This window comes from Stutzerimonas chloritidismutans AW-1 (assembly GCF_000495915.1).
Lineage (GTDB): Bacteria > Pseudomonadota > Gammaproteobacteria > Pseudomonadales > Pseudomonadaceae > Stutzerimonas > Stutzerimonas chloritidismutans.
In genome coordinates this window covers 84,016-110,388 of the sequence record NZ_AOFQ01000030.1, presented here as the reverse complement: position 1 = coordinate 110,388, position 26,373 = coordinate 84,016, and the positions used below count along the sequence as shown (strand labels likewise).

Here is a 26,373-nt window from a genome sequence, read left to right as displayed (position 1 = left end):
GCAATGCTCGAAACTTGAGGCAACGGGGCCTTTTGCCCCGAAGAATCAAGAGGAGCTGCGCATGTCTACCGAGTCCACTTTCGGCACCAGCGATAACACCCCGATTCCCGAAGGTCCCGCTGGGAGCACCCGCCCCCTGATCGATACATCTGCCCATCGTCGCAACCTGCAAGCTGCGCAGAACGCACTGATTGAAGAGTTTCATACTCTGATCGGCGACACTGAGCGTCTGCTCAAGCACACTCAGGAAACCGCAGGCGGCCAAACCGAAGAGCTGCGCAGCAAGATCAACGCAAACATTGCCAAGGCTCGTGAAATGCTCAAGGAGCGGGAAGGCTCGATGCGCGAGCAGGGTCAGGCTGCCATCCAGTGCACCGAGGAATATGTACACACCCATCCCTGGCAATCGATCGGCATCGCTGCCGGGGTCGGCTTTCTGCTCGGTCTGATTTCACGCCGCTGATGGGAGAGCCAGCAATGGAAGCGAAGCCCGGCACCGAAGCCCCCAAGCCATCGCTTAAGAAGCTGGGCGGCGCATTCGTCGGCCTGCTCCAGGGGCACCTGGAACTTGTAGGCATAGAGGTCCAGGAAGAGAAAGCCCGAACCTTTCGGCTATTTCTCCTGGCCGGCGTCAGCCTGATTCTCGGCCTGCTGATCCTGGTTGGGCTTTCCGCGGCTATCGTCATCGCCTTCTGGGAAACTCATCGCATCGCGGCGATTCTTACGCTATGCGCGATCTACGCAGTGGTGATGATCATCTGCGTGAGCCGGGCCGCTTCGCTCGCCAAACAATGTGCCGCACCGTTCCAGGCCACGCTTGAAGAACTGGAGCGCAACCGGGAGCGATTACTGCCATGAGCCAACCGTTGAGCACATCGAATGATCTGAGCATGCGCAAGGATCTGGTGCGACTGCGCATGGAAATGCACCGTCAACAGATGCTCTACCACGCGCAACCCCTTTCACATCCACTGCAGCAGATGAAGAGTTTCGTAAGTTCGCGTCGAACATCCAGCGAACACAGTTCAGGCAAGGGACCGATGATGATCGCTGCGACGGTCGTACTCGCGCTGTTCGGACGCAGGATGGGGAAAATGGGAAAGCTGGCTCGCGTGGCGCTGACGCTATATCCGCTAATCAAGGGTCAGCAAAAGCTGCGGGAAAAGCTGCACTAGCCCAGCCGCCTACCCTGGCTGAATAACACTGTACCCGCGGCCAACCGCGGGTAGCCTGCCACGCCTCTGAACTGGTTATCCTTCTAATACGCCAGCACCGATCAGCGATTCGGCAGTTGTGGTAGCTTTGCACCAGCCCGCTAATGGCAATACGGAGATGGTCCTTGGACTGGCACACACTGCTTACCCGCGAACGACTCGGCAAATCCGCCCACAGTAGCGACGAGTTGGGCCGCAGCCCTTTTCACAAGGATCATGATCGGATCATTTTTTCGGGCGCCTTTCGCCGGCTCGGGCGCAAGACTCAGGTTCATCCAGTTTCCAGCAACGATCACATCCATACCCGCCTCACCCACTCGCTGGAGGTGAGCTGCGTAGGCCGCTCACTCGGTATGCGTGTCGGTGAAGTATTGCGCGATGACATGCCAGAATGGTGCAGCCCGGCCGACCTTGGCATGATCGTCCAGTCGGCCTGCTTGGCCCACGACATTGGCAATCCGCCCTTTGGCCACTCCGGCGAGGATGCTATTCGCTGCTGGTTCCAGCAGGCCGCAGGGCGCGGATGGCTCGACGATATGAGCGACGCGCAACGCGCGGACTTTCTCAACTTCGAAGGCAACGCACAGGGATTTCGAGTGCTTACGCAACTCGAATACCACCAGTTCGACGGTGGAACGCGACTGACCTACGCCACCCTCGGCACGTATCTCAAGTACCCCTGGACTTCACGCCATGCAGAGGCGCTGGGGTACAAGAAGCACAAGTTCGGGTGCTATCAGAATGAGCAACCGCTGCTCGAGCAAATTGCACAGAAGCTGAACCTGCCCAACGTCGCAGAGCAACGCTGGGCCCGCCATCCTCTGGTCTACCTCATGGAGGCAGCAGACGACATCTGTTACGGCCTGATCGACCTGGAAGACGGCCTCGAGATGGAGCTGCTGGAATATTCGGAAGTCGAAGCGCTGTTACTGGCTCTGGTGGGCGATGACATTCCGGAAACCTATCGTCAGCTGGGCCCGAGGGATTCAAGGCGGCGCAAACTGGCCATTCTGCGCGGCAAGGCGATCGAACACCTGACCAATGCGGCCGCTGGTGCCTTCGTCGAGCAGCAGAGCAACCTGCTTCGTGGCGAGTTGCACGGTGACCTGGTCGAACATATGCATGGGCCGGCCAAAGAGTGCGTATTGCAGGCAAAGGCGATGGCGCGGCAGAAGATTTTTCAGGACAAGCGCAAAACCCTGCACGAGATAGGCGCCTATACCACGCTGGAAATACTGCTCAATGCATTTTGCGGCGCAGCACTGGAACAACATCGCGGCGGTACCCCCTCGTTCAAGAATCAGCGGATCCTCGACCTGCTCGGACGCAGCGCGCCCTCGCCCGAGCTACCGCTCTATCAGTCGTTCCTGCGCATGATCGACTTCATCGCAGGCATGACCGATAGCTACGCCACGGAGATGGCCGGCGAGATGACCGGCCGCTCCAGCCCGGTTTGACCCACATGAAGCGCCTGCTGCGGCAAAGCATCCACTGGCACCCCGTGCACCCCGCCTGGGGCGCTGCCATGGTGGCCGGCTTTGGTTGCGCCTTGCCGTTGCTGCTGGGGCTGTTCAGTGGCCATCCCGGCTTCCTCTGGGCAACGGTCGGCGCCTTTCAGGCGGCCAAGGCCAACCCACTTCATCGCTTCGGCATGCTGCGCATGCTGTTACTCATCGCGCTGGGCGCCGGGAGTGCCGGACTGGGCTTCTGGTCGGCGACTCATCCACTGATCAGTCTCGGCCTGTTCGCCTTCTACGGCCTGCTGCTGGCTTGGTTGCAGCGCTACGGCAGCGAAGCGGGAAAGCTCGGTATCGGTCTGGCCATCTGCCTCTGCCTTGGCCAAGGGCAGCACGGCATCGGTGAGTTCAACAACCCGTACGCGATAGCCTTTCTTTTCGCGCTCGGGGGACTCTGGGTTACCTTGCTCGCCTTCGGCCTGCGGGGGATGCATGGGCTGCGCATGTGGCCATATATGCCGCGGCTGATGAGCATCCTGCGGGTGCTGCGCAGGCATGCTCGCCGAACGCCGATCCGGCAATGGCGTGTGCACGCCCTGACCTACATCCTGGCCGGAGCATTGGGCGGGGTGATCGTGAATATGGCTGAACTGCCCAGAGGCTACTGGCTGACGCTGGCGGTGTTCACCACGCTGCAGATGGATTTGGAGCGGAGTCTGGTGCGGGCGCTACAGGCCAGCCTTGGAATATTGGCGGCCGCGACCATACTGATCTACATCGGCCACGGCCTGGCTGACCCGCCTCTGATGGTGATGATCCTGCTGCCGCTTATCGTGCTGGGCAGAGCGTTTCAGGCGAATCACTACGGGCTATTCGTCCTGCAGACCACGCTGCTGTTCCTGCTGCTGGCAGAGACGCTGGCCCAGGACTGGAACCTGCCGCAGATACGGCTCATCAATGCTGCCATTGGTGTAGGTGTGGCGCTATTCATCGCAACACTGATGCACGTGTTGCAGATGCTGCTGGCCAGGCGTTCGCGCAGGAAGGCCCAGCGGGCAGCATCGCAACGATCAGACGAAGAGACTACTTCTCAGCCCTGATCGGGTTTTCCGGATACCACACGTCCATCAGCGGGCTGACACTGTACTCAGCCAGCTCGCTGCGGCCTTTCAACCAGGCGTCGACCTTTGCACGCTGCTCTTCGCTGACCGAGCCACGGCGGCCAAGGCAGACAAAACCGTAGTCTTCACCACCGATATAGCCGAGTTCATTGGCTTCCATCGCTTCGCTGATAAAAGCTTCGAGGAAGTCGTCCACAGCCTTGCTTTCGATACCTTCGCGGTAGGTGAGATTGACCTCGAAGCCGAGCTCCTGGAACTCATCGACACAGAGTTTCTTACGCAGGCGACGCGAACGATTGGTAGCCATTTGGGGGCGATCCTTTTTCTACTTGATGACGGCGCGCACTCTAACAGCAACCCCGCGCCAAGGCGATGACCGACAGCAGCGGTTGAGCTCATCGCAGCCTGGTGCGCATCTGTCTTTGCAGTAACCTGTGTACCGCAGCTACGCTTATCGGATAGAGGCACGACGCCTCTACAGCACGGGCATAATGGCCCGCATTCGTTCCCTAAGAGCAGTGGGAAACACATGTCAAATCAAACCGCCAGCAGCCCCCTGTGTTTGCCCAGAGGCGCTCGTACGATGAGCTCCATCCTCCGCGGCATCACCTTAGCCATCTTCGCCCTGCCCTTGACTCTGCCAGCCCAGGCCGCCGGGGTGAACCAGACACTGCCACCGCGCGTCGAACAGGCACTGAAAGCCAACAAGATCAGCAGCGACGCACTGTCCGTAGTCATGCTGCCACTGACCGGTGACGCCGCGCCGACGTTCGTCAACGCCGACGTATCGGTCAACCCCGCCTCGACCATGAAGCTGGTTACCACCTACGCCGCCCTCGAACTGCTCGGCCCCAACCACCAGTGGAAGACCGAGTTCTATGCCGACGGCCCGCTGGTGGACGGCACCCTCAACGGCAATCTCTACCTCAAGGGCGGCGGCGACCCGAAACTGAACATGGAGAAGCTCTGGCTGCTGCTGCGAGATTTGCGTGCCAACGGAGTTACCAAGGTCACTGGCGACCTGGTGCTCGATCGCAGCCATTTCGTCCAGCCCGACCTGCCCGTCTTCGATGACGACGGCAATGACAAGAACAAACCCTTTCTAGTTGGTCCCGACTCACTACTGGTCAACCTCAAGGCGCTGCGTTTCATCGTCCGCAACGATGGCGGCAAGGTGAACATCGCAGTCGAGCCGCCGATCGCCAGCGTTCGTATCGACAACCGGGTCAAAACGCTGCCCGCGGGCAAATGCCCAGGCTGGCCGGACGTGCTCTACAACCCAGTGGCGGATGGCGATGGCGTCACCGTCGTGGTCACCGGCAAGCTCGCCGACGGCTGCAGCGCGCAGACCTACCTTTCACTGCTCGATCACGAGCGCTATGCCGCAGGCGCTGTACGCGCAATCTGGGCCGAGCTCGGCGGCAGCATCCTCGGCGCCGACCGTGTGGCCCAGGTACCGGGCAAAGCACGACTGCTGGCGAGGGCGTACTCGCCGGACCTCACCGAGATCATTCGGGACATCAACAAGTACAGTAACAACACCATGGCCAAGCAGCTGTTTCTGAGCCTGGGCGCGGAGTTCCGTAACGAAGCGGATGCCGATGACGCCAAAGCGGCGCAGCGGGTCATCCGCCAATGGCTGGCCAAGAAGGGACTTATCTCGCCGCATCTGGTGATCGAGAACGGCTCCGGGCTTTCACGCGCCGAACGCGTCAGCGCACGCGAACTGGGGAGCTTGCTGCAGGCCGCCTGGCGCAGCCCTTACTCGGCCGAATTCATTTCATCGATGCCGTTGGCCGCCGTGGACGGCACCATGCGCAAGCGCCTACGCAATACCCCTGTCGCCGGCAAGGCGCACCTCAAGACGGGAACCCTGAACACCGTACGCGCCATCGCCGGCTACAGCCGCGACGGCGACGGCAATGTCTGGGCGGTCGTGGCGATCCTGAACCCCCCCCGCCCCTGGGGCGCAGCCTCGATTCTCGATCAGGTGCTGGTCAGCCTCTACGGTCAGCGCAACCAGAACACCGCACAACGCTGACTCCGGCAGGCCGAGGGCCTGCCTACACCGGATGATCATCGCGCCTGGAGTTTCCAGGCGCGATGAATACGGGGGTTACGACGGAAGTCCTCGTCCAGCGTTTCGCTGCTGATTTCCTCTACCGCATAGCGCTCGCTCAGGCTGGCATCCAGCACGAACTTGCGGAAGTTGTTGGAGAAATACAGCGTCCCGCCCGCCGCCAACCGGGCCATCGCCAGATCAAGCAGCACCTGATGGTCCCGCTGCACGTCGAACACGCCTTCCATGCGCTTGGAGTTGGAGAACGTCGGCGGGTCGATGAAGATCAGGTCGTACTCACCACGGTCTTCTTCCAGCCAGGCCATCACATCGCCCTGTTCCAAGCGCTGGCGATCCGAAAGACCATTCAGCGAGAGATTGCGGCGTGCCCAGTCGAGATAGGTTTTCGACAGGTCGACGCTGGTGGTGCTGCGCGCACCGCCCTTGGCCGCGTGAACCGTGGCGGTTGCGGTATAGCAGAACAGGTTGAGAAAACGCTTGCCGGCCGCTTCACGCTGAATACGCAGGCGCAGAGGGCGATGATCGAGGAACAGGCCGGTATCCAGATAATCGGTGAGATTCACCAGCAGCTTGACGCCGCCCTCGGTCACTTCGAGAAACTCGCCCTGACTGGCCTGACGCTCGTACTGGCGCGAGCCCGTCTGGCGCTCGCGGCGCTTTACCACCACCTTCTCGCGCGGAATGCCCAGTGCTTGCGGTATGGCAGCCAATGCATCGAGCAGGCGCACCTGCGCCTTCTCCGGATCGATGGAGCGCGGCGGCGCATACTCCTGCACGTGCACCCAGTCACCGTACAGATCGATCGCCAAGGCGTACTCAGGCATGTCCGCGTCATAGAGCCGGTAGCATTCGATGCCCTCGCGACGCGCCCACTTGCCGAGCTGACGCAGATTCTTCTGCAGGCGATTGGCGAACATCTGCCCGCCTTCGCTGAGACGTGCCTGCTCGACTGGCGCCTGCTGCTGTGAGTGTTCCTCATGAGGGGTGGCGCGCTGACCGGTCACGAACTGATCCAGCTCGACCTTGATCAGCAGCAGCTTGCACGGCAGCGCACCGTTCCAGAACGCGTACTGCTTGTGACTGCGGATGCCCATGCGCTTGCCGAGATCCGGCGCGGCGGTGAATATCGCGGCTTCCCAGCCCAGGCAGGCCTGGCGCAGGCGTTCGCCGAGGTTCTGGTAGAGATAGAGAAGACTCGCCTCGTCGCCGAGGCGCTCGCCATAGGGCGGATTGCAGATCACCAAGCCCTTCTGATTCTGGTCCGGGCGCGGCTCGAAGTCGCCGACATCACCCTGGTAGACCTTGATCCAGCCGGCCAGCCCAGCGCGTTCGATGTTGTTGCGTCCCGGCTGGATCAGCCGAGGATCGGCTTCATAGCCGCGAATCCATAAGGGCGGCTTGGCCAAGCCAACCTCTGCCCGTGCCTGAGCTTCGGCGTGCAGTCGCGACCACAGCGCGGGTACGTGCCCCAGCCAGGCACTGAAACCCCAACGCTCGCGCTTGAGATTCGGCGCGATGTCCGCCGCCATCATCGCCCCTTCGACAAGAAAGGTGCCGACGCCGCACATGGGATCTGTCAACGCGCCACCAGCAGCGGCAATTCGTGGCCAGCCGGCACGCATCAGGATCGCGGCAGCAAGGTTTTCCTTGAGCGGCGCTGCACCCTGCTGCAGTCGATAGCCACGCTGGTGCAGGCTGTGCCCGGAGAGGTCGAGCGAAAGCACCGCTTGCCCCTTGTCGAGGCGCAGATGCACGCGCAGATCAGGATCGAACTTGTCGATGCTGGGTCTCTCGCCAGATGCGGTTCGCAGCCGATCCACGATGGCGTCCTTGACCTTGAGCGCACCGAAATGGGTGTTATCGATGCCCGAGCCACGACCACTGAACTCCACTGCCAGGCTGCCGGCAGGCTGCAGATGGTCAGCCCAGTCGACGGCGTGAACCCCTTGGTAAAGCGTCTCGGCGTCTACAGTGGGAAAACGGCTGATCACCAGCAGCACGCGATTGGCCAGGCGCGACCATAGGCAGAGCCGGTAGGCCACCTCCAGCGTACCGAAGCCGCGAATCGCGGATGTCTGCTCGCGACTCTCCTCCAGTCCAAGCGCGGTGGCTTCCTCGAGCAGCAGGCCTTCGAGTCCCTTGGGACAGGTCAGGATCAGTTCATGGCGGTCGGTCATGGAGTTTCCACAAAAGGTGCTTCGGACCGTCGCGACCCTTTCGTCGGAACAGGCCCAGCAAAGAAAATTAGAAAGAAGTTACAAACATCATGGTTGCAATCATGCAGAAGCGGCCAAGCAGTGCACTTCGCATCCCTTGCCCTTTCAGGCTTATGGGTAGAACCATAGATTCGTTACCTACTTATGACAAAACGATCATTCCAGCGTCTTCAGCATTGCGTTAGAACTCACCTCAGGCCGACATCGCAATGGTGCCGGCGAAGCGTGCCACGCCGGCAGCGCGCTTCATTGGCAGTCTATCTGCCCGGTCTCGCCATGAGGCCACAGGAACACCAGTCAACCACTGAGGGCAATACCCAATGAGAAGACTCAAGCGTGATCCGATGGAACGAGCATTTCTACGCGGTTATCAGCACGGCATACATGGCAAATCTCGCGATCTCTGTCCTTTTTCCCATCCCAATGTTCGCCAAGCCTGGATTAACGGCTGGCGGGAGGGTCGCGGCGACAACTGGGATGGTCTGACCGGCACGGCCGGTCTGCATAGACTCAACGAACTTCACGCGGTCGGCTAATTCACCGATCCACCCGACTTGATAGCGCGCCCCACCCGGGCGGCGGGCGAGAAGCCCAGGGGCTCCCAACAGGAGCCCCTTCCGGGCAATCATCAATGCGCTTTTGAACGCAGCGCCGCGATGGCATCCACCGCCTCGCGGATCAATGCCGGTCCCTTGTAGATGAAACCTGAATACAACTGAACCAGGCTGGCACCCGCCTCGATCTTCTCTGCCGCGTGCCTGCCCTCGGTGATGCCGCCCACAGCAATGATCGGCAGCCGTCCGCCTAACGTCTGTGCCAGCACCCTGACCGTGTGCGTGCTCTTCTCCCGAACGGGCGCACCAGACAGGCCACCAGCTTCGTCAGCATGAGCCAAGCCGGCAACGCCTTCTCGGCCAAGGGTAGTGTTGGTGGCGATGATCGCGTCCATCCCGGCCTGGAATACCGCCTCGCCCACCAGAGCGGTTTCTTCGTCGGTCATGTCCGGAGCGATCTTGATCGCAAGCGGCACGCGCTTGCCATGCATGATCTCCAGATCCTCACGGCGCAGTCGCAACGCATCGAGCAAATGCTTGAGCGAGTCGCCGAACTGCAGGCTGCGCAAGCCAGGCGTGTTCGGCGAACTGACGTTGACGGTGACGTAGCTTGCGTGGTGATAGACCTTGTCCAGGCAGAGCAGGTAGTCCTCCTCGGCGCGCTCGACAGGCGTATCGAAATTCTTGCCGATGTTGATACCGAGGACGCCCTTGAACCTGGCGGCCTCTACCCGAGCCAGCAGCGCATCTACACCATGGTTATTGAAACCCATGCGATTGATGATCGCCTCGGCCTCGGGCAGGCGGAATATCCGTGGCTTGGGGTTACCTGGCTGCGGGCGCGGCGTCACGGTTCCCACTTCGATGAAACCGAAGCCCAGCTGCGACATTCCGCGAATGGCTTCGCCGTTCTTGTCCAACCCTGCTGCCAGGCCGACCGGATTGGGGAAATCGAGCCCCATCACCTGAACAGGAAGACTTGCTGGCGCTTTGCCGAGCATTGCATTGAGCCCGAGACGGCCACCGGCGCCAATCAGCTCGAGGGAAAGTTCATGGGAAGTTTCCGGAGATAACTTGAACAATAGCTGGCGGGCCAGGTTATACATACGCAGCCTAAGGTCTCGGTAAATGTGGACGCGGAGTATAGCAGCCCGAGAGGGCTTCAGCCGCTGCCGCCAGCGAGGAAATAGGCCGGTCGAGCGCACCGACCGACGGGTCTATTGCAGACGCCGCAAACGCAGTAATTGTCCCTGCTCAGCGAATTCGAGCTCGAAGGAACCATATATCCCTTCGTGGGTCAGAAACGGGCGCAGATGATGCGCCGGCAAGCTGACTCGAGTGCCGTCGCGACTTCGAATCAGGACTCGATTCGCGTGGCCCTGGTAGACCGCCTTCATTCGTTCGGCGGACAGCGCGATATCCAGTACCAGATTTGGCATGGAGGCTCCTCAGTGATCTATTCAGCGATATTGCCACATCGACACGCGATCTTTGCCCAAGGCTGTGACGCAGGCCAGCGCTACGGGTGGCGCAAAGCCCGTGCGCAAATGACACAGGTCTGCCACACTTCGGCCGTAGCCCTGAGAGCTCAAGCATCATGATGAGCCTGCCCGAGCCAATGCCTTCACTGACTTCTCAAATCGCACGACTTGCGCAACGCCTCGGGCTGCGCTCCAAGGCTTCGCTTCCCATTCAGGATCGCGCCAGCAGCCTGCAGCTGCCCTTTTCCCGCCTACCCGAGCCTGAGCCCAGCATTTTCTGGAACGATGGCCCCTGCCTGCAACGCTTGCTGGAGCTGCCACGTGGTGCGCTCTCCGGTCCGGTGCAGGAAGACAAGGCCCGTGCCCATGCTTCGCTGACCCGCTTGATCAGCAAGGATTGCACCCGGTCACGGCTCGACCTGCGGCAGATCGACGGCTTCGGCGGGCAGCGCAAAAATGAACCGAGTTACCCGACCTTCGAAGCCTTTTCCAGCACGGCGGGTTGTCGACAGGTACGAATCATCAGCTACAAGGATTTTCTTCGAGCACTCGGTACCGCCTTGCCCGGCTTCGACAAGGGGGCAGCGATCGATGTTCGCCAGGCGAGCTGGCTCGGGGAGCGGCTTTATTGGGCCGGCGAACACCATCTGGAAGCCTTTGCCTGCGCCGTGGCCTACGCGCGCTTGCGCGGCCTGGAAGTCATGCTGCCGGCGGAGGTCACCGATTACCGCCTCGACCGCTCCGGTGTTCACGCGCTGGACGCTGACTACCACGCCGTGACGATGCCTGCTCAGGCCTGGAGCGACCGTGAATTCATGGCCATGCTGCTCGACAGCCAGGTTCCCTATGCCCGCTTGACACTACTGCGCGATGCCAGCAATTCCGAGTTGCTGTTGCTGGAGAAGCGTGACCCCACAGCCAATGCCATTGGCGAGGGGCTGAAGCTGGCAGGCGCACCTGACCTGATCCGCTACCTGCGCGATCTGCCGCAGATCACTCGCTTCAAGGTCGGACTGCCTGCGCAGGACTGAGCGTTTACCGCCACGCCCCCCCCTACGCAGCAAACACCCATCCGCAAAAAAAAACGCACCGCCCGAGGGCAGTGCGTTTTTCAGTTGCGCCGCATTAATGGCGCGGCCTCTGCCGCGGACGGATCGTCCACGGAGGAAGCCGCAAGACCTCGTCAGCCATGCCCTACCGACTGCGCCAGCCCCTGCAGCTCGCGGCTGGCGACTGCATAGATGGCGTAGTCGGTGCCGCTGGCGCCGCGCAGCTCGGCAAGCATCGAGCGCCAGCGCTCCATTAACACTGGTCGTTGAGACAACCAGGCGTCGACCCGCTCGCTGATCGCCTCCGGACCGTTCTCCATCTGCAGCACCGATACCGTGATGCTGCGCTGCTGTGAGTCGAGGTCGTCGCGGAAGCTTTCACGCGCCAGGGCCTGCCAGTTGTTGGCAACCGGCAGGTTGGTGAGCAGATGCAGATACCAGGGAAGCTCCAGCGCACCACCGACGGCGAAGTAGGTTGCCGCCACCTGCGCAGGCACCTGGCCAGTTTCGTCAGCGGCCTCCAGAATCGGCAACAGCGTGTACAGATGGCTGGTACCGGCCACCATGCGCGCCAGCAGCTCCGGCACCCCGGCTTCGGTATAACGCTTATAGCGCTCCTGCCAGCGGTCACGCGTCGAGCCTTGCAGCAGTTCATCGAGCTTCAGCCCCAGGGCCGCTACGCGTGGACCAAAATGAGCGACGTCGCGTGCGGCATCCAGCTCGCTACGACGATTGCGCAGGAACCAGCGCGTCGCGCGGCGGCCCAGGCGCATCAGCTCATCCATCAAGGCCAACTGCAGCTCCGCCGGTACCTTGTGATCCAGCGCCTCGATCTGCCGGAACCAGTGAGGCAGATGGAAGATGTCGCGCACGATCACGTAGGCTCCGGCGACATTCGCCGCACTCATGCCCGTCGCCTCATTCAGGCGCTGAACGAAAGTGATGCCCATGTTGTTGACCAGATCGTTGGCAATCTGGGTAGCAACGATTTCGCGCTTGAGGCGATGTTGCAGCATGGCATCGTGGAAACGCTCGCTCAGTTGCTGCGGGAAGGCACTTTCCATTTCGCGGGCGAGGTAGTCGTCGTCCGGCACGCGCGAATCCAGCAGCGCTTTCTTCAGTTCGATCTTGCTGTAGGAAATCAGAACCGACAGCTCCGGCCGGGTCAGCCCCTTGCCGATGCTGGCGCGCTCGGTCAGGGCGTCATCGCTGGGCAGGAACTCGAGCGCGCGGTCGAGCTGCCCCGCCGCCTCCAGCGCATTGATCAACCGAACATACTCGGCGGCCCGCTCCCGCGAGCGATGCTGTGCCTGGGACAGCGCCTGGGTCTGCTTGTAGTTGTTCTGCAGCACCAGCTCGGCCACCGCGTCGGTCATTTCGAACAGCAGTTGATCGCGCTGCTTGGCGGTCATGTCACCGGCGCTGACCACCTCATTGAGCAGGATCTTGATGTTCACTTCATGATCCGAGCAATCGACGCCGCCGGCATTGTCGATGAAGTCGGTATTGCTCGATCCGCCATGCAGCGCGTACTCGACGCGCCCCAGCTGGGTCATGCCGAGGTTGCCGCCCTCGCCCACCACCTTGGCGCGCAGATCGGCACCATTGACCCGCACCGCATCGTTGGCCTTGTCGCCGACTTCGGCGTGGCTTTCGCCTCCGCTCTTCACATAGGTACCGATACCGCCATTCCATAGCAGGTCCACCGGTGCCTTGAGCAGCGCGTGGATCAGCTCGGCTGGGGTCAGCTGATCCGCCTCGATGGCGAAGCGCTCTTTCATCTGTGACGTGATCGCGACTCGCTTGGCCGAACGCGGGAAGATGCCACCGCCTTCCGAAATCAGCGACACGTCGTAATCGGTCCATGACGAGCGCGGCAGGTCGAACAGGCGCTTGCGCTCGATGAAACTGCGCGCAGGATCGGGATTGGGGTCGATGAAAATATGCAGATGGTTGAACGCGGCCACCAGCTGCAGGGTTTCGGACATCAGCAGACCGTTGCCGAACACATCGCCAGCCATGTCGCCGATACCGATGACGCTGATCACGTCGGTCTGCACGTTGATGCCGCGCTCACGGAAGTGCCGCTGCACCGAAACCCAGGCGCCGCGCGCGGTGATGCCCATCTTCTTGTGGTCGTAGCCTGCCGAGCCGCCCGAGGCAAAGGCGTCGCCGAGCCAGAAGTCGTATTCGGCGGCGATGCCGTTGGCGATGTCCGAAAAGCTCGCTGTGCCCTTGTCCGCAGCGACCACCAGATAGGGATCGTCACCGTCATAGCGCAGTACATTGGCGGGCGGAACGACCTGGCCTTCATGCAGGTTATCGGTGATGTCGAGCAGGCCACTGATGAAAATGCGATAGCAGGCGATCGCTTCGGCCTGAATATCATCCCGCGTGCCACTGGTAGGCAGACGACGCGGCACGAAACCGCCTTTCGCGCCGCCGGGAACGATCACCGCATTCTTCACCTGCTGCGCCTTGACCAGGCCGAGCACTTCGGTGCGGTAGTCCTCTTCACGGTCGGACCAGCGCAACCCTCCACGCGCCACCTTGCCGCCGCGCAGGTGCACGCCCTCGACCCGTGGCGAATAGACGAAGATCTCGTACATCGGTGCCGGGCGCGGCATCTCCGGGATCGAGCGCGGATCGAGCTTGAAGCTGAAATACGACTTGGGTTTGCCGTTGGCATCCGGCTGATAGAAGTTGGTTCGCAGGGTGGCCTGAATCAGCGCCAGATAGCGCCGCAGAATCCGGTCCTCGTTGAGTACCGCCACCTCATCAAGCGCTGTGAGAATCGCCTGTTCCAGCCGTTGCTGCTTGTCTGCCAGATCCTCGTCACCGAGCTTGCGCGCCAGGTAGAAGCGCATCTTGAACAGCCGCACCAGCTCGCGGGCGATATCCGTGTGATTGAGCAGCGCGCTGGCGATATAGCCAAGGTCGAAGCCCATGCGAATCTGCTTGAGATAGCGCGCATAGGCGCGCAGCAGCGCCACTTCCCGCCAGGCCAACCCGGCGGTCAGCACCAGACGGTTGAATCCATCGTTCTCGGCAAAGCCGCCGTAGATATGGATGAACGCATCCTGCAGCGCCTCGTTGATTTCCAGCAGGTCGATTTCCAGACCTTCGGCATAGGTAAAGGCGAAGTCGTGTATCCAGTACTCGCGGCCGCTGCGGTCGCGCAACCGGAACGGAAACTCGCCGAGCACCCGCAGCCCCAGGTTCTCCATGATCGGCAGGATGTCCGACAGCGGCAGCGGTGTATTCAGGTGATACAACTTGCAGTGCAGACGGTTCTCTTCAGCCGTGATCGGCTGATAGAAACTCATCACCAGCGGACGCTCCTCGCTGAGGTCGAGCACATGCTGCATGTCGACGGTGGCCGATTGCGGCGAGAAGCGCTCACGGTAGCCCGCTGGGAAGCCTTTCGGAAACTCGTTGAGCAGATGGGTGCCCTTGGCTTCGCCGAAGCGCTCGACCACCAGGCTCTGGTAGTCGTCCTGCCAGGTGCGGCAGGCCTGCAGCACTTCCTGCTCGAGACGCGCCGGATCGACCTGCAGCGCGCGGCTGGGGTCCAGACGCAGAATGAACTGCACGCGCGTCAGCACCGATTCGGAGAAATAGGTGGAGAACTCGCAGTCGCTGGCTTCGAGCCGCTCCTGCAGCACCTGCTGGATTTTTAGCCGTGTCTCGGTGGAGTAACTGTCACGCGGCACGTACACCAGGCAGTAGCAGAAACGCCGATAGGGATCGAAACGCAGGAACAGCCGTAGCCGATTGCGTTCCTGGATCTGCACGATGGCGATGGCGTTTTCGAACAGCTCGTCGATCGGCGCCTGGAACAGCTCGTCACGCGGCAGCACCTCGAGAACCTGCACCAGCTCCTTGGCCAGATGCGCGGAGCTACCGAAATTGGCGCGCTGCACGACCGTCTCGACCTTGCTGCGGATGAACGGGATGCGTCGCACGCTCTGGGTGTAGACCGACGAGGTAAACAGGCCGAGGAAGCGGCATTCGCGAACCACCCGCCCTTCGTCATCGAACTCGCGCACCGAAACAAAATCAGGGTAAGCCGGGCGGTGCACGCGGCTGGGCATGGCCGCCTTGGCGAACGACAGCAGCAGTGGCTCACGCAGGTAGCTGACCGACTGACCGGTGAGCGACTGCTCCTCCTCGGAAAGCCCGGTGCGCATGCTGCGCGACAGACCCAGCAGCGAGCTTTCGTCATAGACGATGCGCCCGCCGTCGGCCTGTTCCTGCACGGAGAACTCTTCGTAGCCGAGGAAGGTGAAATGGTCGTCCGCCAGCCACCGCATGAAGTCGCGGATCTCTTCCAGCTCATCACCGTCGATGCTCAGGTTGACCTGCTCCAGACGCCCTTGCAGCTCGACCGCCTTGCCCTTCATCGCCGCAAAGTCACTCACCACCTGACGCACATCAGCCAGCACACCCAGCAGTGACTGCTCGAGCTCGCGCAGGGCCGTCGGGCTGGCGCAGCGATCAATCTCCACGAAGATCAACGATTCGGCATGGCTGTCAGCGGCGCGCTCATCCTTGGGCAGCAGCTCCAACAAGCTGCCATCGGCCCCGCGACGCACCTGCAGCACGCTGGTTTGCAGGGTATGGATGCTGTAGCCGCGGCGCGTCAGCTCCATGCGCACCGAATCGACCAGAAACGGCATGTCCGGATGCAGCACCTCGACCACGCTGTGGGTCGATTGCCAGCCATGCTTCTCGAAGTCGGGGTTGAATACCTGCACCTCGGGTTTGGCGGGATCGAAGCGCTCCAGCAGGCGCCAGCTGGCCAGTGTCGAGCCGACCAGATCGCTCATGCGCCGTTCGGTGAGTTCGGGCAGCGCGACGATGCCGAAGAACTGTTCGGCGAACAGGCTCAGTTGCGGCAGGATTTTCGGGTCTACGTGTTGCGCTAACGCTGTCTGCAATTGCTGCTGAAAGTCGGCCTTGCTGGCCGCTGAAAAGAACGCCATGTATGGCTCCGCTTGGCTTGCTGGGGAAAGAGACGTCGGTAGTGACTGACGGCACAGGACGAAGGTTCAAGGTTAGTCTAGTCGAGGGTTAATGCAGTAAAGTGGCGCTTCTCCTGCAGTCGCCTGCGACTGTCTGTAGCAGCCAATAGCAGCCGGCGTCTCTGCCCGCCGCGCCAGCCGATTTGCCGCCCACCTGGAAGACTCGAAAAGATGGATCACCGTGAATCGATAATCGCGCTGCGACAGTTCCTGTCCACCCAGATCCTGGGGCAGGAACGGCTGATCGAACGCCTGCTGATCGCCTTGCTCGCCGACGGCCACATGCTCGTCGAAGGGGCGCCGGGCCTGGCCAAGACCCGCGCCATCAAGGAGCTTGCCGAAGGCCTCGAGGCCGAGTTCCATCGCATCCAGTTCACCCCCGACCTACTGCCCGCCGACATCACCGGTACCGAAATCTATCGCCCGGAGACCGGCAGCTTCGTCTTCCAGCAGGGGCCGATCTTCCACAACCTGGTGCTCGCGGACGAAATCAACCGGGCACCGGCCAAGGTGCAATCGGCGCTGCTCGAAGCCATGGCCGAGCGCCAGGTCAGCGTCGGTCGCAGCACCTATGACCTGCCGCCGCTGTTTCTGGTGATGGCGACACAGAACCCGATCGAGCAGGAAGGCACCTACCCCCTGCCCGAAGCACAGCTCGACCGCTTCCTGCTGCACGTGAAGATCGGCTTCCCCGACGCCTCGGTGGAACGACGCATCCTGCAGCAGGCCCGTGGCGAGGCGATCAATGGCGAGGCGGCGCCGGAACATCGGGTCAGCCAGCAGGCGATCTTCGCTGCGCGCAAGGATATCCTCGGCCTGTACATGGCCGATGCGGTGGAGGAATACCTGGTGCAACTGGTCATGGCCACGCGCACGCCGGCCAAGTTCGATGCCGAACTGGCCGAATGGATCGCCTATGGCGCGAGTCCGCGGGGTTCGATCTCGCTGGATCGCTGCGCCCGTGCCCATGCCTGGCTGGCCGGGCGCGACTTCGTCAGCCCCGAGGACATACAGGCGATGCTTTTCGATGTACTGCGTCACCGCCTGATTCTCTCCTTCGAGGCAGAAGCCGCCGGCATTGATCAGGACCGGGTCATCCAGCGCATTCTCGACGTGGTCGCGGTGGCCTGATGCAACCGCAGGCTTCCGCCGCCGGGCAGCCAACCGAGCAGGGCTCCGGCATCCGTGTGAGCCTGGCCGAACTCATCGACATGCGTCATCGCGTCCGTGAAGTGCCACTGTTTTCCACACCGCATCGCCGCAGCCCGCTGGTCGGGCTGCATCATTCCAAGCTGCGCGGGCATGGCGTGGATTTCGACCAGGTTCGCATCTATCAGCCCGGTGACGACGTGCGCACCATCGACTGGCGCGTCACCGCACGCACCCAGGAGCCGCATACCAAGCTGTTCCACGAAGAACGCGAGCGGCCGATCTATATCGTCATCGAGCAGAGCCCGCGATTGTTCTTCGGCAGCGGCCGGCTGTTCAAGTCGGTGCTGGCGGCGCAGGCGGCGAGCCTGATCGGCTGGGCGGCGCTCAGCCACAATGATCGCGTCGGCGGGCTGGTGTTCGGCGATGAGCGTCAGGAAATCAAGCCACGGCGCAGCAAGCAGAGCCTGCTGCAGCTGCTGGATCGCGTCACCCGCGCCAACAATCGCCTGCAGCCAGACAACCCGATCGACCCCGACGCTTTCAGCATGGCCCTGCGCCGGGCACGGGAAGTGCTGCGTCCGGGCAGTCTGTCGGTGATTCTCTGCGACGAGCGCACCCTCACCGATGCCGCCGAGCAGCAGCTCAGCCTGCTCGCGCGCCATGTCGACCTGCTGTTGCTGCCGCTGTTCGATCCACTGGATCACGCCCTGCCCGCGGCCGGCCTGCTGCGCTTCAGCGAAGGCAATGCGCGGCTTGAACTGGATACCCAGGATGCGGATCTGCGTCGGCGCTACCGCGAGCAGGGCGAGGCGCGCAGCGCCCGCTGGCAGCGTCTGGCCGATCGCCTGCGGGTGCCGCTGATGCCGCTGGACACCCAGCACGATCTGGTCGAGCAGTTGCGCGAGCACCTGAGCGTCCGCCATCCGAGCGCACGGCGATGAATCCGCTCGATCAACTGGCTCCGCTGATCAGTCCCGAGCCGATCAGCTGGTGGCCTCCAGCGCCGGGCTGGTGGCTGCTCGGCCTGGTGCTGCTGATGGCGCTTGGCTTGCTCTGGCGACTTCGTCACCGGCTGCTCAGGCGCAAGCCCCATGTGCAGCCGGAGCCACCGTTGGAGCCGCAGCGTCAGGAGGCGCTCATCGAGCTTTCGCGCTTGAGCAAACCCTACGGCGGGCAACCGGCCAGCCAGTGGCTGCAACAACTCAATGGGCTGCTCAAGCGGCTCTGTCGCATTCGTTACCCCAACGACCACCCGCACACGCTCAGTGGGCGCGCGTGGCTGGCCTTTCTCGACAACCGCTGCCCGGCCGCCGGGCTGACCCGCTGGATGATTCTTGTCGAAGGTACCTACCGGGCCGAGTGCCGCCTCGACGACAAGGCAATCGACGGGCTCGAACAGGCCGTCGACATCTGGATCCGCAAGCATGTTTGAACTGGCCTGGCCCTGGGTCTTCCTGCTGCTACCGCTGCCCTGGCTGCTGCGCGCACTGCTGCCGCCTGCCGATAGCGGCGAAGCCGCGCTGAAGATCAGCTTCCTCGACGAACTGCAGCAGCTGTCCGGCCGGCGCGCGCGTGTCGCCCTGCCCGCCTGGCGCCAGCAACTGCCCTACCTGACCATCTGGCTGTTGCTGCTGTTCGCCGCAGCACGCCCCCAATGGCTCGGTGAACCATTGCCGCTGCCTACCAGCGGCCGCGATCTGCTGCTGGCAGTGGACGTCTCCGGCTCGATGGATTACCCCGACATGCAGTGGCAGGACGAGGAGCTGACGCGGCTGGAACTGGTCAAGGTACTGCTCGGCGACTTCATCGAGGAGCGTCGTGGCGATCGCGTCGGCCTGATTCTCTTCGGCAGCAAGGCCTATCTGCAGGCGCCACTGACCTTCGATCGCCACACCGTGCGAGTCTGGCTGGACGAAGCCCGGGTTGGCATCGCCGGCAGCAATACTGCGATTGGCGACGCCATCGGCCTGGCGGTTAAACGCCTCCGGGAGCGACCGGCGAACAGTCGTGTGCTGGTATTGATCACCGACGGTGCCAACAACGGTGGCGAAATCGAGCCGCTGCTGGCGGCCTCGCTAGCCGCCGAAGAAGGCGTGCGGGTCCACACCATCGGCATCGGCGCCGTGCCGGAAGAAGGTGGCGTGCTCAGCCGCTTCGGTTTCAACCCTGGCCTGGACCTCGACGAGCCGACTCTGCGCGCCATTTCCGAGCAAACCGGCGGTGAGTATTTCCGCGCCTCGTCGAGCGCAGAGCTGAAAGCGATCGGCGACACGCTGGATCGTCTCGAGCCGGCAGCGCAGCAACCAGCCCAGGCCCGTGTGGCCGAGGCCCTGTACATCTGGCCGCTGTCGGCGGCTTTGCTGATCAGCCTGCTGATGGTAGCGGCCAGCCTGTGGAGCGTACAGTTGCAGCGCCTGGCCTGGCGACGGGAGCAGCGCCGATGAGTGAGCTGCTACCCCATCTGTTGCGGCCATACTGGCTGCTCAGCCTGCCGCTACTGATCTGGCTGCTGTGGCGGCTCTGGCATCGGCAGTTGCAGGTCGGGCGCTGGCAGCGTCTTCTGCCGGAAGCCTTTCATGCCGCCTTGCTGACCCGTGGCCGACTGCGCCACAGTCGCCTGCCCTGGCTGGTGCTGGGCCTGGCCTGGCTGCTGGCGGTCATCGCATTGCTCGGGCCCAGCTGGCAACGCTTCGAACAGCCGAGCATGAAGCGCAGCGATCCCCTGGTGGTGCTGCTGGAACTCACGCCATCGATGCTCGCCAGCGACGCACCACCCACTCGCCTGGAACAGGCCAAGCGCAAGCTGCTGGATCTGCTCGAGCGCCGGCAGGACGTACAGACCGCCGTCGTGGTATTCGCCGGCAGCGCCCACACCGTGGTGCCGCTATCCGATGACCTGGCGACCACACGCAACCTGCTCGACGCCCTGCACCCGACGCTGATGCCCGAGCAGGGCCAGCGCGCGGACCTTGCCGTCGCCAAAGGCCTCACCCTGCTCGAACAGGCTGGCCTGGGGCGCGGGCGCTTGCTGCTGATCGGCAGTAGCCTGGACGAGCACGAGCGCAGCGCCATCGTCACGCTGATGGAAGGCAGAAACGAGCGGCTGCTGATCCTCGGCGTCGGCACCGAACAAGGCGCGCCCATCGCCGGCAAGAACGGCAGTTTCATCAAGGATGCCCAGGGCGCAATCCTCATCCCGCGCCTGGACAACGCCAGACTGCAACGCCTGGCCAACGAGCTGGGGGGACGCTATCAGCGCGCGCGGCTGGGTGACGACGACCTGACGGCCCTCGGTCTGTTCGATCAAGCTGGCACGTTGCGCCAGAACGATGAAATCACGCGGCTGGAAGCCTGGCTGGATCAGGGGCACTGGCTGCTGTTGCCACTGCTCTTGCTGGCCGCACTCGCCGGTCGCCGCGGCTGGTTGTTCTGCCTACCGCTATTGCTGCTGCAGCCGCAGCCTGCCAATGCCTTCGAGCTAGAGGACCTCTTGCTACGTCGCGATCAGCAGGGCCAACGCCTGCTGGACGCGGAGCGGCCGGCCGAGGCTGCCGAGCGCTTCACCGATCACCGCTGGCAGGCCACCGCCCGCTATCAGGCCGGCGACTATGCCGGCGCGGCAGAGCTGTTCGCCGAAGGCAACACGGCCGCCGATCACTACAACCGTGGCAATGCCCTGGCTCGCAGCGAAGCCTTCGAGGCCGCCATCGAAGCCTATGACCAAGCGCTGGACCTGCAGCCTGATCTTCAGGCGGCGCAGCGCAACAAGGCGCTGATCGAAGAGCTGCTGCGCCGCCAGCAGGAACAGCCCGAGCCCGAGCAGGAACAGAATCAGCAGGACGAGCAAACCGAAGAACCACTGCCGCAACCCAAGCAGCCGCAATCACAGGAAGCGGGCTCTGCCCGTTCCCCTTCGCCGGAGGATGCCCAGGGCGAGCCGTCCAGCGAAGCCAGCGGCGCCTCGCAGCCATCGACAACCGAAGCCACGCCCGAGACCGAAGAAATGGATGGCAGCGCGGCCCAGGCGCAACACGAGGCGCTCCCCGAGCAGGAGCGGCAACAGGCGATGGAGCAATGGTTGCGGCAGATTCCGGACGATCCCGGCGAGCTGCTGCGAAGAAAATTCCTCTACGAACAACGCAAGCACCAGGAAACCAATCGATGATGCGCCTGATGGCTTTTCTTCTGCTCGGCCTCCTTGCTGGTCAGGCCGCAGCCGCCGGCCTGTTCGCCCGGGTTGACCGCACCCAGCTGAGCATTGACGAAACCCTGGAGCTGAGCCTGGAAAGCCAGGGCAGCACGGTATTCGGCAAGCCCGACCTGCAGCCGCTGGAGCCATTGTTCGAGGTGTTCGACACCCGTCAGGTCAACCAGCTTTCCAGCAGCAACGGCGAAGCCCATGCGATCACACGCTGGCTGATCACCCTGCGACCGAAGCAGACCGGGTACGTGATCATCCCGCCGCTGCAACTGGGCGACTGGCGCAGCGAGCCGATCACATTGATGGTCCAGGAATCGCTGAAAAATACCGAAAGCGACCAGCTGGCCCCGATCTTCATCGATGCCAGCGTCGACCAGGAAAACGTTTACGTTCAGGCCCAGGTGATCCTCACCCTGCGCATCTATCATTCGGTTTCGCTGTACGACGACAGCACCCTCTCGCCGCTGCAGATGCCGGAAGCCCTGGTCGAACGGCTCGGTGAGCCACGCACCTACGAGAAGACCATCAACGGCATTCGCCACGGCGTCATCGAAGTGCGCTATGCGCTGTTCCCGCAGAAGTCCGGCGAGCTGACCATCCCTGCCCAACTGTTCAGCGCCACCACCGTGACCAATGGCAGCAACCCGCTGTTCGGCTCGCGTTCGGGCCGCTCGACGCAGGTCAGGTCACCAAGCATCCCGCTGACGGTCAAGCGCAAACCGGCGGACTACCCCGCCGCTGCGCCCTGGCTGCCGGCACGCAGCCTGACCCTGGTCGAAGCCTGGAGCCCGGAGCCCGATCAGGCACAGACCGGCGAATCACTCACCCGCAGCCTGTTGCTCAAGGCCGAAGGCCTGACCAGCACCCAGTTGCCCGCCATCGGTTCTGCCCAGAGCCCCGACCTGCGCCGCTACCCGGATCAACCGATCCTGGCCAACGAAGTCAGTGGTGCGGGTCTGGTCGGTAGCCGCGAGCAGCGCGAGGCGCTGATTCCCACGCGCAGCGGCGCGTTGCAGTTACCCGCCGTGGAAGTGGTCTGGTGGAACACCGTGGAAGACCGGCTGGAACGCACCACGCTGGACGAACGGACCCTGAATGTCGCCGATAATCCGAATCTCGCGCCGACGCCCGCCGAGCAACCGGCCGCAACGCCACTACCTGCCGAGCAGCAGCTACTGTGGCCCTGGCAGCTGAGTACCCTGCTCTTCGCCCTGTCCACCCTCGCCGGTTTCGGTCTGTGGCTACACGCGCGGCGGCAACCCGCAGTGCAGCGCGCACTGCAGCCTGGCCCGACCCCACGCAGCCTGCTCGACGACCTGCGTCGCGCCTGCCAGGCCAACGACTCGCAGGCCACTCGCCAGGCGCTGGATGCCTGGGCGCGGCAACAGCCGGAGACGCTGGCCGACATGGCTGCGCGCTTCGTGCCGCTGTCCGATGCGCTGGACGGACTCAACGGTGCGCTGTACAGCGAAGCCGGCCAGCGTTGGCAGGGAGAGGCGCTGTGGCAGGCGATTCAGACGCTCCCTCCAGCGACCAGCCCGAGTGTCGAGCAGGACCACAGCGCCCTGCCACCACTGTATCCACGCTGACCGGCAACGCTGCACCGCTTCACACCAGATGCGCCTGAACAACGCGGTGCACGGGCACCGCATGGCGCACCACTTTCTCGCTGGCATATCGCTTGCTTCAGGCTTGGCATAGACCACTCCTGATCCGTCGTGCACGGTTACCTGTGCCGCACGCTTCGCAATCGAAAGGCCCACAGCATGACCGAACCCTCCACGCCGCCCCGCCACGATGCACTGGCCTGGGTCGCCGGCAGCGATGCACCGGAAAAGAGCTCGCTCAACCTGGGCTTTCTGCCACTTACCGATGCCGCCTCGCTGATCGTCGCCGCCACCCAGGGCTTCGCCCAGCCCTTCGGCCTGACGCTCAACCTGCACCGCCAGAACTCCTGGTCGGGCCTGCGCGACAAGCTGATCGGCGGTGAACTGGACGCAGCGCACGGCCTGTACGGACTGATATATGCCGTGCACCTGGGAATCGGCGGCAGCCGCGCCGTGGATATGGCGGTGCTCATGGGGCTTGCGCAGAACGGCCAGAGCATCAACCTGTCGACCCCGCTCAAGGCTGCCGGCGTGACCGATCCCGAGGCATTGCGCAACAGCGTGCGCCAAAGCGGTGCACGCCTGACTCTCGCGCATACCTTCCCCACCGGCACCCACGCGCTGTGGCTCTATTACTGGCTGGCCGCCAATGGTATCCACCCGCTGCAGGATGTGCGGACGCTGGTGCTGCCGCCATCGCAGATGGTGGCGTACCTGCAGGCCGGGCGCATCGACGGTTTCTGCGCCGGCGAACCCTGGGGCGCGCAGGCGATCGCCGAGGGGGTCGGCTTCACCCTCGCGACCAGCCAGTCGATATGGCCGGATCATCCGGAAAAGGTGCTCGGCTGCACCCGCGCATTCGTCGAGCAGTACCCCAACACCGCGCGCGCACTGGTGATGGCGGTGCTCGAAGCGAGTCGCTTCATCGACCAGAGCCAGGAAAACCGCCGCAGCACCGCACATCTGATTGCCGGGAGCGAGTATGTCAACGCGCCGCTGGCAGCCATCGAATCACGCTTTCTCGGCTCGTATCAGGATGGGCTGGGCAACGCCTGGAATGACCAACACCCGCTGCGCTTCTTTGCCGATGGCGCGGCGAACATGCCCTACCTGTCCGACGGCCTCTGGTTCATGACCCAGCTGCGGCGCTGGGGCCTGTTGCGCCAGGACCCGGACTACCAGCTGGTTGCAAGCCAGGTGCAACAGATCGAGCTGTACAGACAGGCTGCGGAAGCGCTGGGTATCACCGTGCCGGAGTCGCCCATGCGCAGCGCCACGCTGATGGATGGCAAGACCTGGGACGGCAGCGATCCGGCAGCCTACGCCCGCAGCTTCCCACTGCACGCCATGGCCGATCAGGCCATGGTGGCTGCACTTTGAGCAGGAGATCAGGCATGTTGCGCATCCTGCTGATCGACGACACCCCACGCAAGATCGGGCGCCTGCGAAGCGCGCTGATCGAGGCCGGCTTCGAAGTCATCGATGAATCCGGCCTGACCATCGATCTGCCCGAGCGGGTCGAGACAATTCGCCCGGACGTGGTGCTGATCGACACCGACTCCCCGGGCCGCGATGTGCTGGAACAGGTGGTGCTGGTCAGCCGCGACCAACCACGACCCATCGTCATGTTCACCGACGACAGTGACCCGGACGCCATGCGTCAGGCCATCCGCGCCGGGGTCAGCGCCTATATCGTCGAGGGCATTCAGGCCCAGCGGCTCAAGCCGATCCTCGATGTGGCGATGGCGCGTTTCGAGACCGACCAGGCGATCCGCGCGCAATTGCAGGCCCGCGAGCAGCAACTCGCGGAACGCAAGCGCATCGAACTGGCCAAGGGCATGCTGATGAAGATGCGCGACTGCAAGGAGGAAGAGGCCTACACCCTGATGCGCCGCCAGGCGATGAGTCGCCAGCAGAAGCTGATCCAGGTCGCCGAGCAGATCATCGCCATGAACGAGCTGCTTGGGCAGTGAGCTGCACGCCCGCAGTGCAATCGCTCGACCAAACGCACCATCGGCGAGCGTGCTCTCGGCCCCTCGGCATGGACCGTGAGACAGCCGCAACGCCGCCATCCGCCACGACGCGGCGTTCAGCCGAAAGCCTGCAGCAAGCGGCAGGCTGGCAAGCAGCTTGCTAGATGGATTGGCCGAGCCAACGAAGGCGTCCGGCAAAGACGAAGGCGTCCCTGCACCGCATGTTACGACATGCCGGTCCGGACGCCTTTTTTGTTGCCCGCGCGGCAGTGCCGCGCGCTCACTTCAGGGATTTGCAGAATGACCATCACCGCGACCTTGGCGATCGCCTGTGCACTGTTGATGCTGGGCCACTATCTGAACGGCATGGCCAGCGCACAACATTCCCGACGCGTAGCGCAGTTGCGCCTGCTGGCAGTTCAGGAAGATCTGGAGATTCTCCGCCTGCTGCAACAGCATCGCGGTCTGGGCGTACAGAGCGAACCCACTGCGGTAGCGCTGCGCTGCGCGCTGGCGACAAGCCTCACGCAACGTCTGCAACAGCGCAGTGCCCTGCCCGATGCGTATTCGATAACCGAAGGCTGGCTGGTTCTGCGCAACAACCCTGCCGATTTCGACGGGCATTGCGCTCTGATCGAAACCCTTATCGATGCGCTTGAGAAGCGGGCGCCGATGTCGAGCAACGAACCCGCCGAAGCCGCTCGCGCCTGCCGCGAACTGGAAGACGTGGCACGCCTGCGCGGCCTCTGCGTCGTCGCCTCGAATCAAGGCGGCTGCACGCCGGCCTTGCAAAAGCGCCTGAAAGCACTCTGTCGGCGCATGGTTACAGACACCGATATGGAGCTGAAGCGGCTGGTCGGCAAGCTGGAGCGCAGCGTGATCCATGCAGCCCAACCGAGGCTGAGCCCGCCCGAGTGTTTTGCCCTTGTCACTCCCTTCATCGACGCGCGCCTGCAGTTGATCCGGCAGCGTCTGCAGCACAGTGGCGCACGAGCGCAGCATGGCTTGCATCGGGCGGGCTGACGGATAGAGGTTGCGGGGCCGGTCTCCGCTCCATTGACGGCCGGCAACGCATGGCTACGTGCAGGATCCGCTATACGCGGGTTTCCATTAGAAGCGCCTCGGCCGCAAATGAGCCTGCCCAATGCCAGCTCATTCGCGGTCAAGACTGCAGCCACGAGCGCGCATCTAACCCCGGCGAAGAACACAACGCTAGAATGCGCGCCTTCTACCGATTACCGAGC

22 protein-coding genes are annotated in these 26,373 nt (G+C 63.1%); 17 read left to right on the top strand and 5 right to left on the bottom strand.

Annotation, left to right across the window (positions count from 1 at the left end):
• Nucleotides 1-61: 61 nt before the first annotated feature.
• The 5 genes from F753_RS35275 (at nt 62) to F753_RS35255 (ending at nt 3,771) form a co-directional block, all read left to right on the top strand.
• Nucleotides 62-463, top strand: a complete 402-nt coding sequence (locus tag F753_RS35275) for an ElaB/YgaM/YqjD family protein (RefSeq protein ID WP_003298345.1) — start codon at nt 62-64, stop codon at nt 461-463.
• A gap of 14 nt (nt 464-477) precedes the next feature.
• Nucleotides 478-858 (top strand): phage holin family protein, encoded by a 381-nt coding sequence (locus tag F753_RS35270; protein WP_003298343.1) that lies wholly within the window; start codon nt 478-480, stop codon nt 856-858.
• The gene (locus F753_RS35265) at nt 855-1,175 is read left to right on the top strand and encodes a hypothetical protein (RefSeq protein ID WP_023445188.1); all 321 of its coding nucleotides are present in this window, start codon (nt 855-857) and stop codon (nt 1,173-1,175) included. Before F753_RS35270 ends, F753_RS35265 begins: the two co-directional genes overlap by 4 nt.
• A gap of 164 nt (nt 1,176-1,339) precedes the next feature.
• Nucleotides 1,340-2,671: a deoxyguanosinetriphosphate triphosphohydrolase gene (locus tag F753_RS35260; RefSeq protein ID WP_023445187.1), complete on the top strand. Its 1,332-nt coding sequence runs from the start codon at nt 1,340-1,342 to the stop codon at nt 2,669-2,671.
• Between the two features lie 5 nt (nt 2,672-2,676).
• Entirely contained in the window at nt 2,677-3,771 is a 1,095-nt protein-coding gene (locus F753_RS35255) for an FUSC family protein (RefSeq protein ID WP_023445186.1), read from the top strand.
• Here the strand turns inward: F753_RS35255 and F753_RS35250 are convergent.
• Complete coding sequence (locus F753_RS35250) at nt 3,755-4,099, bottom strand: YggL family protein (protein WP_014820690.1); 345 nt, start codon at nt 4,097-4,099, stop codon at nt 3,755-3,757. The genes F753_RS35255 and F753_RS35250 overlap by 17 nt on opposite strands.
• A gap of 276 nt (nt 4,100-4,375) precedes the next feature.
• Between F753_RS35250 and dacB the strand changes: the two genes are divergently transcribed.
• Nucleotides 4,376-5,833, top strand: coding sequence for a D-alanyl-D-alanine carboxypeptidase/D-alanyl-D-alanine endopeptidase (gene dacB / locus F753_RS35245; protein WP_023445185.1), 1,458 nt, complete (start codon nt 4,376-4,378; stop codon nt 5,831-5,833).
• 35 nt (nt 5,834-5,868) lie between these two features.
• Here dacB and rlmKL read toward each other — a convergent pair whose 3' ends face one another.
• Complete coding sequence (rlmKL, locus tag F753_RS35240; protein WP_023445184.1) at nt 5,869-8,049, bottom strand: bifunctional 23S rRNA (guanine(2069)-N(7))-methyltransferase RlmK/23S rRNA (guanine(2445)-N(2))-methyltransferase RlmL; 2,181 nt, start codon at nt 8,047-8,049, stop codon at nt 5,869-5,871.
• Between the two features lie 359 nt (nt 8,050-8,408).
• On the opposite strand from rlmKL, the gene rmf reads away from it, so the two are divergent.
• On the top strand, nt 8,409-8,624 hold the full coding sequence (gene rmf, locus F753_RS49080) for a ribosome modulation factor (protein WP_003280740.1): 216 nt from the start codon (nt 8,409-8,411) through the stop codon (nt 8,622-8,624).
• 92 nt (nt 8,625-8,716) lie between these two features.
• On the opposite strand, the gene F753_RS35230 is transcribed toward rmf, so the two are convergent.
• Together F753_RS35230 and F753_RS35225 are read right to left on the bottom strand one after the other, a co-directional pair.
• Nucleotides 8,717-9,748 (bottom strand): quinone-dependent dihydroorotate dehydrogenase, encoded by a 1,032-nt coding sequence (locus F753_RS35230; RefSeq protein ID WP_023445182.1) that lies wholly within the window; start codon nt 9,746-9,748, stop codon nt 8,717-8,719.
• Nucleotides 9,749-9,859: 111 nt separating this feature from the next.
• Nucleotides 9,860-10,081 (bottom strand): DUF2835 domain-containing protein, encoded by a 222-nt coding sequence (locus F753_RS35225; protein ID WP_003298332.1) that lies wholly within the window; start codon nt 10,079-10,081, stop codon nt 9,860-9,862.
• A gap of 158 nt (nt 10,082-10,239) precedes the next feature.
• Here F753_RS35225 and F753_RS35220 point away from each other — a divergent pair, with 158 nt between their 5' ends.
• Nucleotides 10,240-11,154, top strand: coding sequence for a DUF6685 family protein (locus tag F753_RS35220; protein WP_023445181.1), 915 nt, complete (start codon nt 10,240-10,242; stop codon nt 11,152-11,154).
• Between the two features lie 152 nt (nt 11,155-11,306).
• Here the strand turns inward: F753_RS35220 and F753_RS35215 are convergent, their stop codons facing one another.
• Nucleotides 11,307-16,157: an NAD-glutamate dehydrogenase gene (locus F753_RS35215; RefSeq protein ID WP_023445180.1), complete on the bottom strand. Its 4,851-nt coding sequence runs from the start codon at nt 16,155-16,157 to the stop codon at nt 11,307-11,309.
• Between the two features lie 210 nt (nt 16,158-16,367).
• On the opposite strand from F753_RS35215, the gene F753_RS35210 reads away from it, so the two are divergent.
• The 9 genes from F753_RS35210 (at nt 16,368) to F753_RS35170 (ending at nt 26,152) form a co-directional block, all read left to right on the top strand.
• Nucleotides 16,368-17,327 (top strand): AAA family ATPase, encoded by a 960-nt coding sequence (locus F753_RS35210; RefSeq protein ID WP_003298329.1) that lies wholly within the window; start codon nt 16,368-16,370, stop codon nt 17,325-17,327.
• Nucleotides 17,327-18,289 (top strand): DUF58 domain-containing protein, encoded by a 963-nt coding sequence (locus F753_RS35205; protein ID WP_023445179.1) that lies wholly within the window; start codon nt 17,327-17,329, stop codon nt 18,287-18,289. The genes F753_RS35210 and F753_RS35205 overlap by 1 nt, the downstream gene beginning before the upstream one ends.
• On the top strand, nt 18,286-18,780 hold the full coding sequence (locus F753_RS35200; protein WP_023445178.1) for a DUF4381 domain-containing protein: 495 nt from the start codon (nt 18,286-18,288) through the stop codon (nt 18,778-18,780). The genes F753_RS35205 and F753_RS35200 overlap by 4 nt, the downstream gene beginning before the upstream one ends.
• A complete protein-coding gene (locus tag F753_RS35195) occupies nt 18,773-19,792 on the top strand; it encodes a vWA domain-containing protein (protein ID WP_023445177.1) in 1,020 nt (339 codons plus the stop codon). Before F753_RS35200 ends, F753_RS35195 begins: the two co-directional genes overlap by 8 nt.
• Entirely contained in the window at nt 19,789-21,513 is a 1,725-nt protein-coding gene (locus tag F753_RS35190; protein WP_023445176.1) for a VWA domain-containing protein, read from the top strand. The genes F753_RS35195 and F753_RS35190 overlap by 4 nt, the downstream gene beginning before the upstream one ends.
• Complete coding sequence (locus F753_RS35185; protein WP_023445175.1) at nt 21,510-23,138, top strand: BatD family protein; 1,629 nt, start codon at nt 21,510-21,512, stop codon at nt 23,136-23,138. The genes F753_RS35190 and F753_RS35185 overlap by 4 nt, the downstream gene beginning before the upstream one ends.
• Nucleotides 23,139-23,315: 177 nt before the next feature.
• On the top strand, nt 23,316-24,536 hold the full coding sequence (locus F753_RS35180; RefSeq protein WP_023445174.1) for a CmpA/NrtA family ABC transporter substrate-binding protein: 1,221 nt from the start codon (nt 23,316-23,318) through the stop codon (nt 24,534-24,536).
• A 14-nt stretch (nt 24,537-24,550) separates the two neighbouring features.
• Nucleotides 24,551-25,129, top strand: coding sequence for an ANTAR domain-containing response regulator (locus F753_RS35175; RefSeq protein ID WP_023445173.1), 579 nt, complete (start codon nt 24,551-24,553; stop codon nt 25,127-25,129).
• Nucleotides 25,130-25,429: 300 nt separating this feature from the next.
• Nucleotides 25,430-26,152, top strand: a complete 723-nt coding sequence (locus F753_RS35170) for a hypothetical protein (RefSeq protein WP_023445172.1) — start codon at nt 25,430-25,432, stop codon at nt 26,150-26,152.
• Nucleotides 26,153-26,373 lie beyond the last annotated feature (221 nt).

Excerpts from the sequence above, each read along its gene's own strand:
- F753_RS35275 (WP_003298345.1), top strand. The coding sequence starts at position 62 with ATGTCTACCGAGTCCACTTTCGGCACCAGCGATAACACCCCGATTCCC.
- F753_RS35270 (WP_003298343.1), top strand. The coding sequence starts at position 478 with ATGGAAGCGAAGCCCGGCACCGAAGCCCCCAAGCCATCGCTTAAGAAG.
- F753_RS35265 (WP_023445188.1), top strand. The coding sequence starts at position 855 with ATGAGCCAACCGTTGAGCACATCGAATGATCTGAGCATGCGCAAGGAT.
- F753_RS35255 (WP_023445186.1), top strand. The coding sequence starts at position 2,677 with ATGAAGCGCCTGCTGCGGCAAAGCATCCACTGGCACCCCGTGCACCCC.
- F753_RS35250 (WP_014820690.1), bottom strand. The coding sequence starts at position 4,099 with ATGGCTACCAATCGTTCGCGTCGCCTGCGTAAGAAACTCTGTGTCGAT.
- dacB (WP_023445185.1), top strand. The coding sequence starts at position 4,376 with ATGAGCTCCATCCTCCGCGGCATCACCTTAGCCATCTTCGCCCTGCCC.
- rlmKL (WP_023445184.1), bottom strand. The coding sequence starts at position 8,049 with ATGACCGACCGCCATGAACTGATCCTGACCTGTCCCAAGGGACTCGAA.
- rmf (WP_003280740.1), top strand. The coding sequence starts at position 8,409 with ATGAGAAGACTCAAGCGTGATCCGATGGAACGAGCATTTCTACGCGGT.
- F753_RS35230 (WP_023445182.1), bottom strand. The coding sequence starts at position 9,748 with ATGTATAACCTGGCCCGCCAGCTATTGTTCAAGTTATCTCCGGAAACT.
- F753_RS35225 (WP_003298332.1), bottom strand. The coding sequence starts at position 10,081 with ATGCCAAATCTGGTACTGGATATCGCGCTGTCCGCCGAACGAATGAAG.
- F753_RS35220 (WP_023445181.1), top strand. The coding sequence starts at position 10,240 with ATGATGAGCCTGCCCGAGCCAATGCCTTCACTGACTTCTCAAATCGCA.
- F753_RS35215 (WP_023445180.1), bottom strand. The coding sequence starts at position 16,157 with ATGGCGTTCTTTTCAGCGGCCAGCAAGGCCGACTTTCAGCAGCAATTG.
- F753_RS35210 (WP_003298329.1), top strand. The coding sequence starts at position 16,368 with ATGGATCACCGTGAATCGATAATCGCGCTGCGACAGTTCCTGTCCACC.
- F753_RS35205 (WP_023445179.1), top strand. The coding sequence starts at position 17,327 with ATGCAACCGCAGGCTTCCGCCGCCGGGCAGCCAACCGAGCAGGGCTCC.
- F753_RS35200 (WP_023445178.1), top strand. The coding sequence starts at position 18,286 with ATGAATCCGCTCGATCAACTGGCTCCGCTGATCAGTCCCGAGCCGATC.
- F753_RS35195 (WP_023445177.1), top strand. The coding sequence starts at position 18,773 with ATGTTTGAACTGGCCTGGCCCTGGGTCTTCCTGCTGCTACCGCTGCCC.
- F753_RS35190 (WP_023445176.1), top strand. The coding sequence starts at position 19,789 with ATGAGTGAGCTGCTACCCCATCTGTTGCGGCCATACTGGCTGCTCAGC.
- F753_RS35185 (WP_023445175.1), top strand. The coding sequence starts at position 21,510 with ATGATGCGCCTGATGGCTTTTCTTCTGCTCGGCCTCCTTGCTGGTCAG.
- F753_RS35180 (WP_023445174.1), top strand. The coding sequence starts at position 23,316 with ATGACCGAACCCTCCACGCCGCCCCGCCACGATGCACTGGCCTGGGTC.
- F753_RS35175 (WP_023445173.1), top strand. The coding sequence starts at position 24,551 with ATGTTGCGCATCCTGCTGATCGACGACACCCCACGCAAGATCGGGCGC.
- F753_RS35170 (WP_023445172.1), top strand. The coding sequence starts at position 25,430 with ATGACCATCACCGCGACCTTGGCGATCGCCTGTGCACTGTTGATGCTG.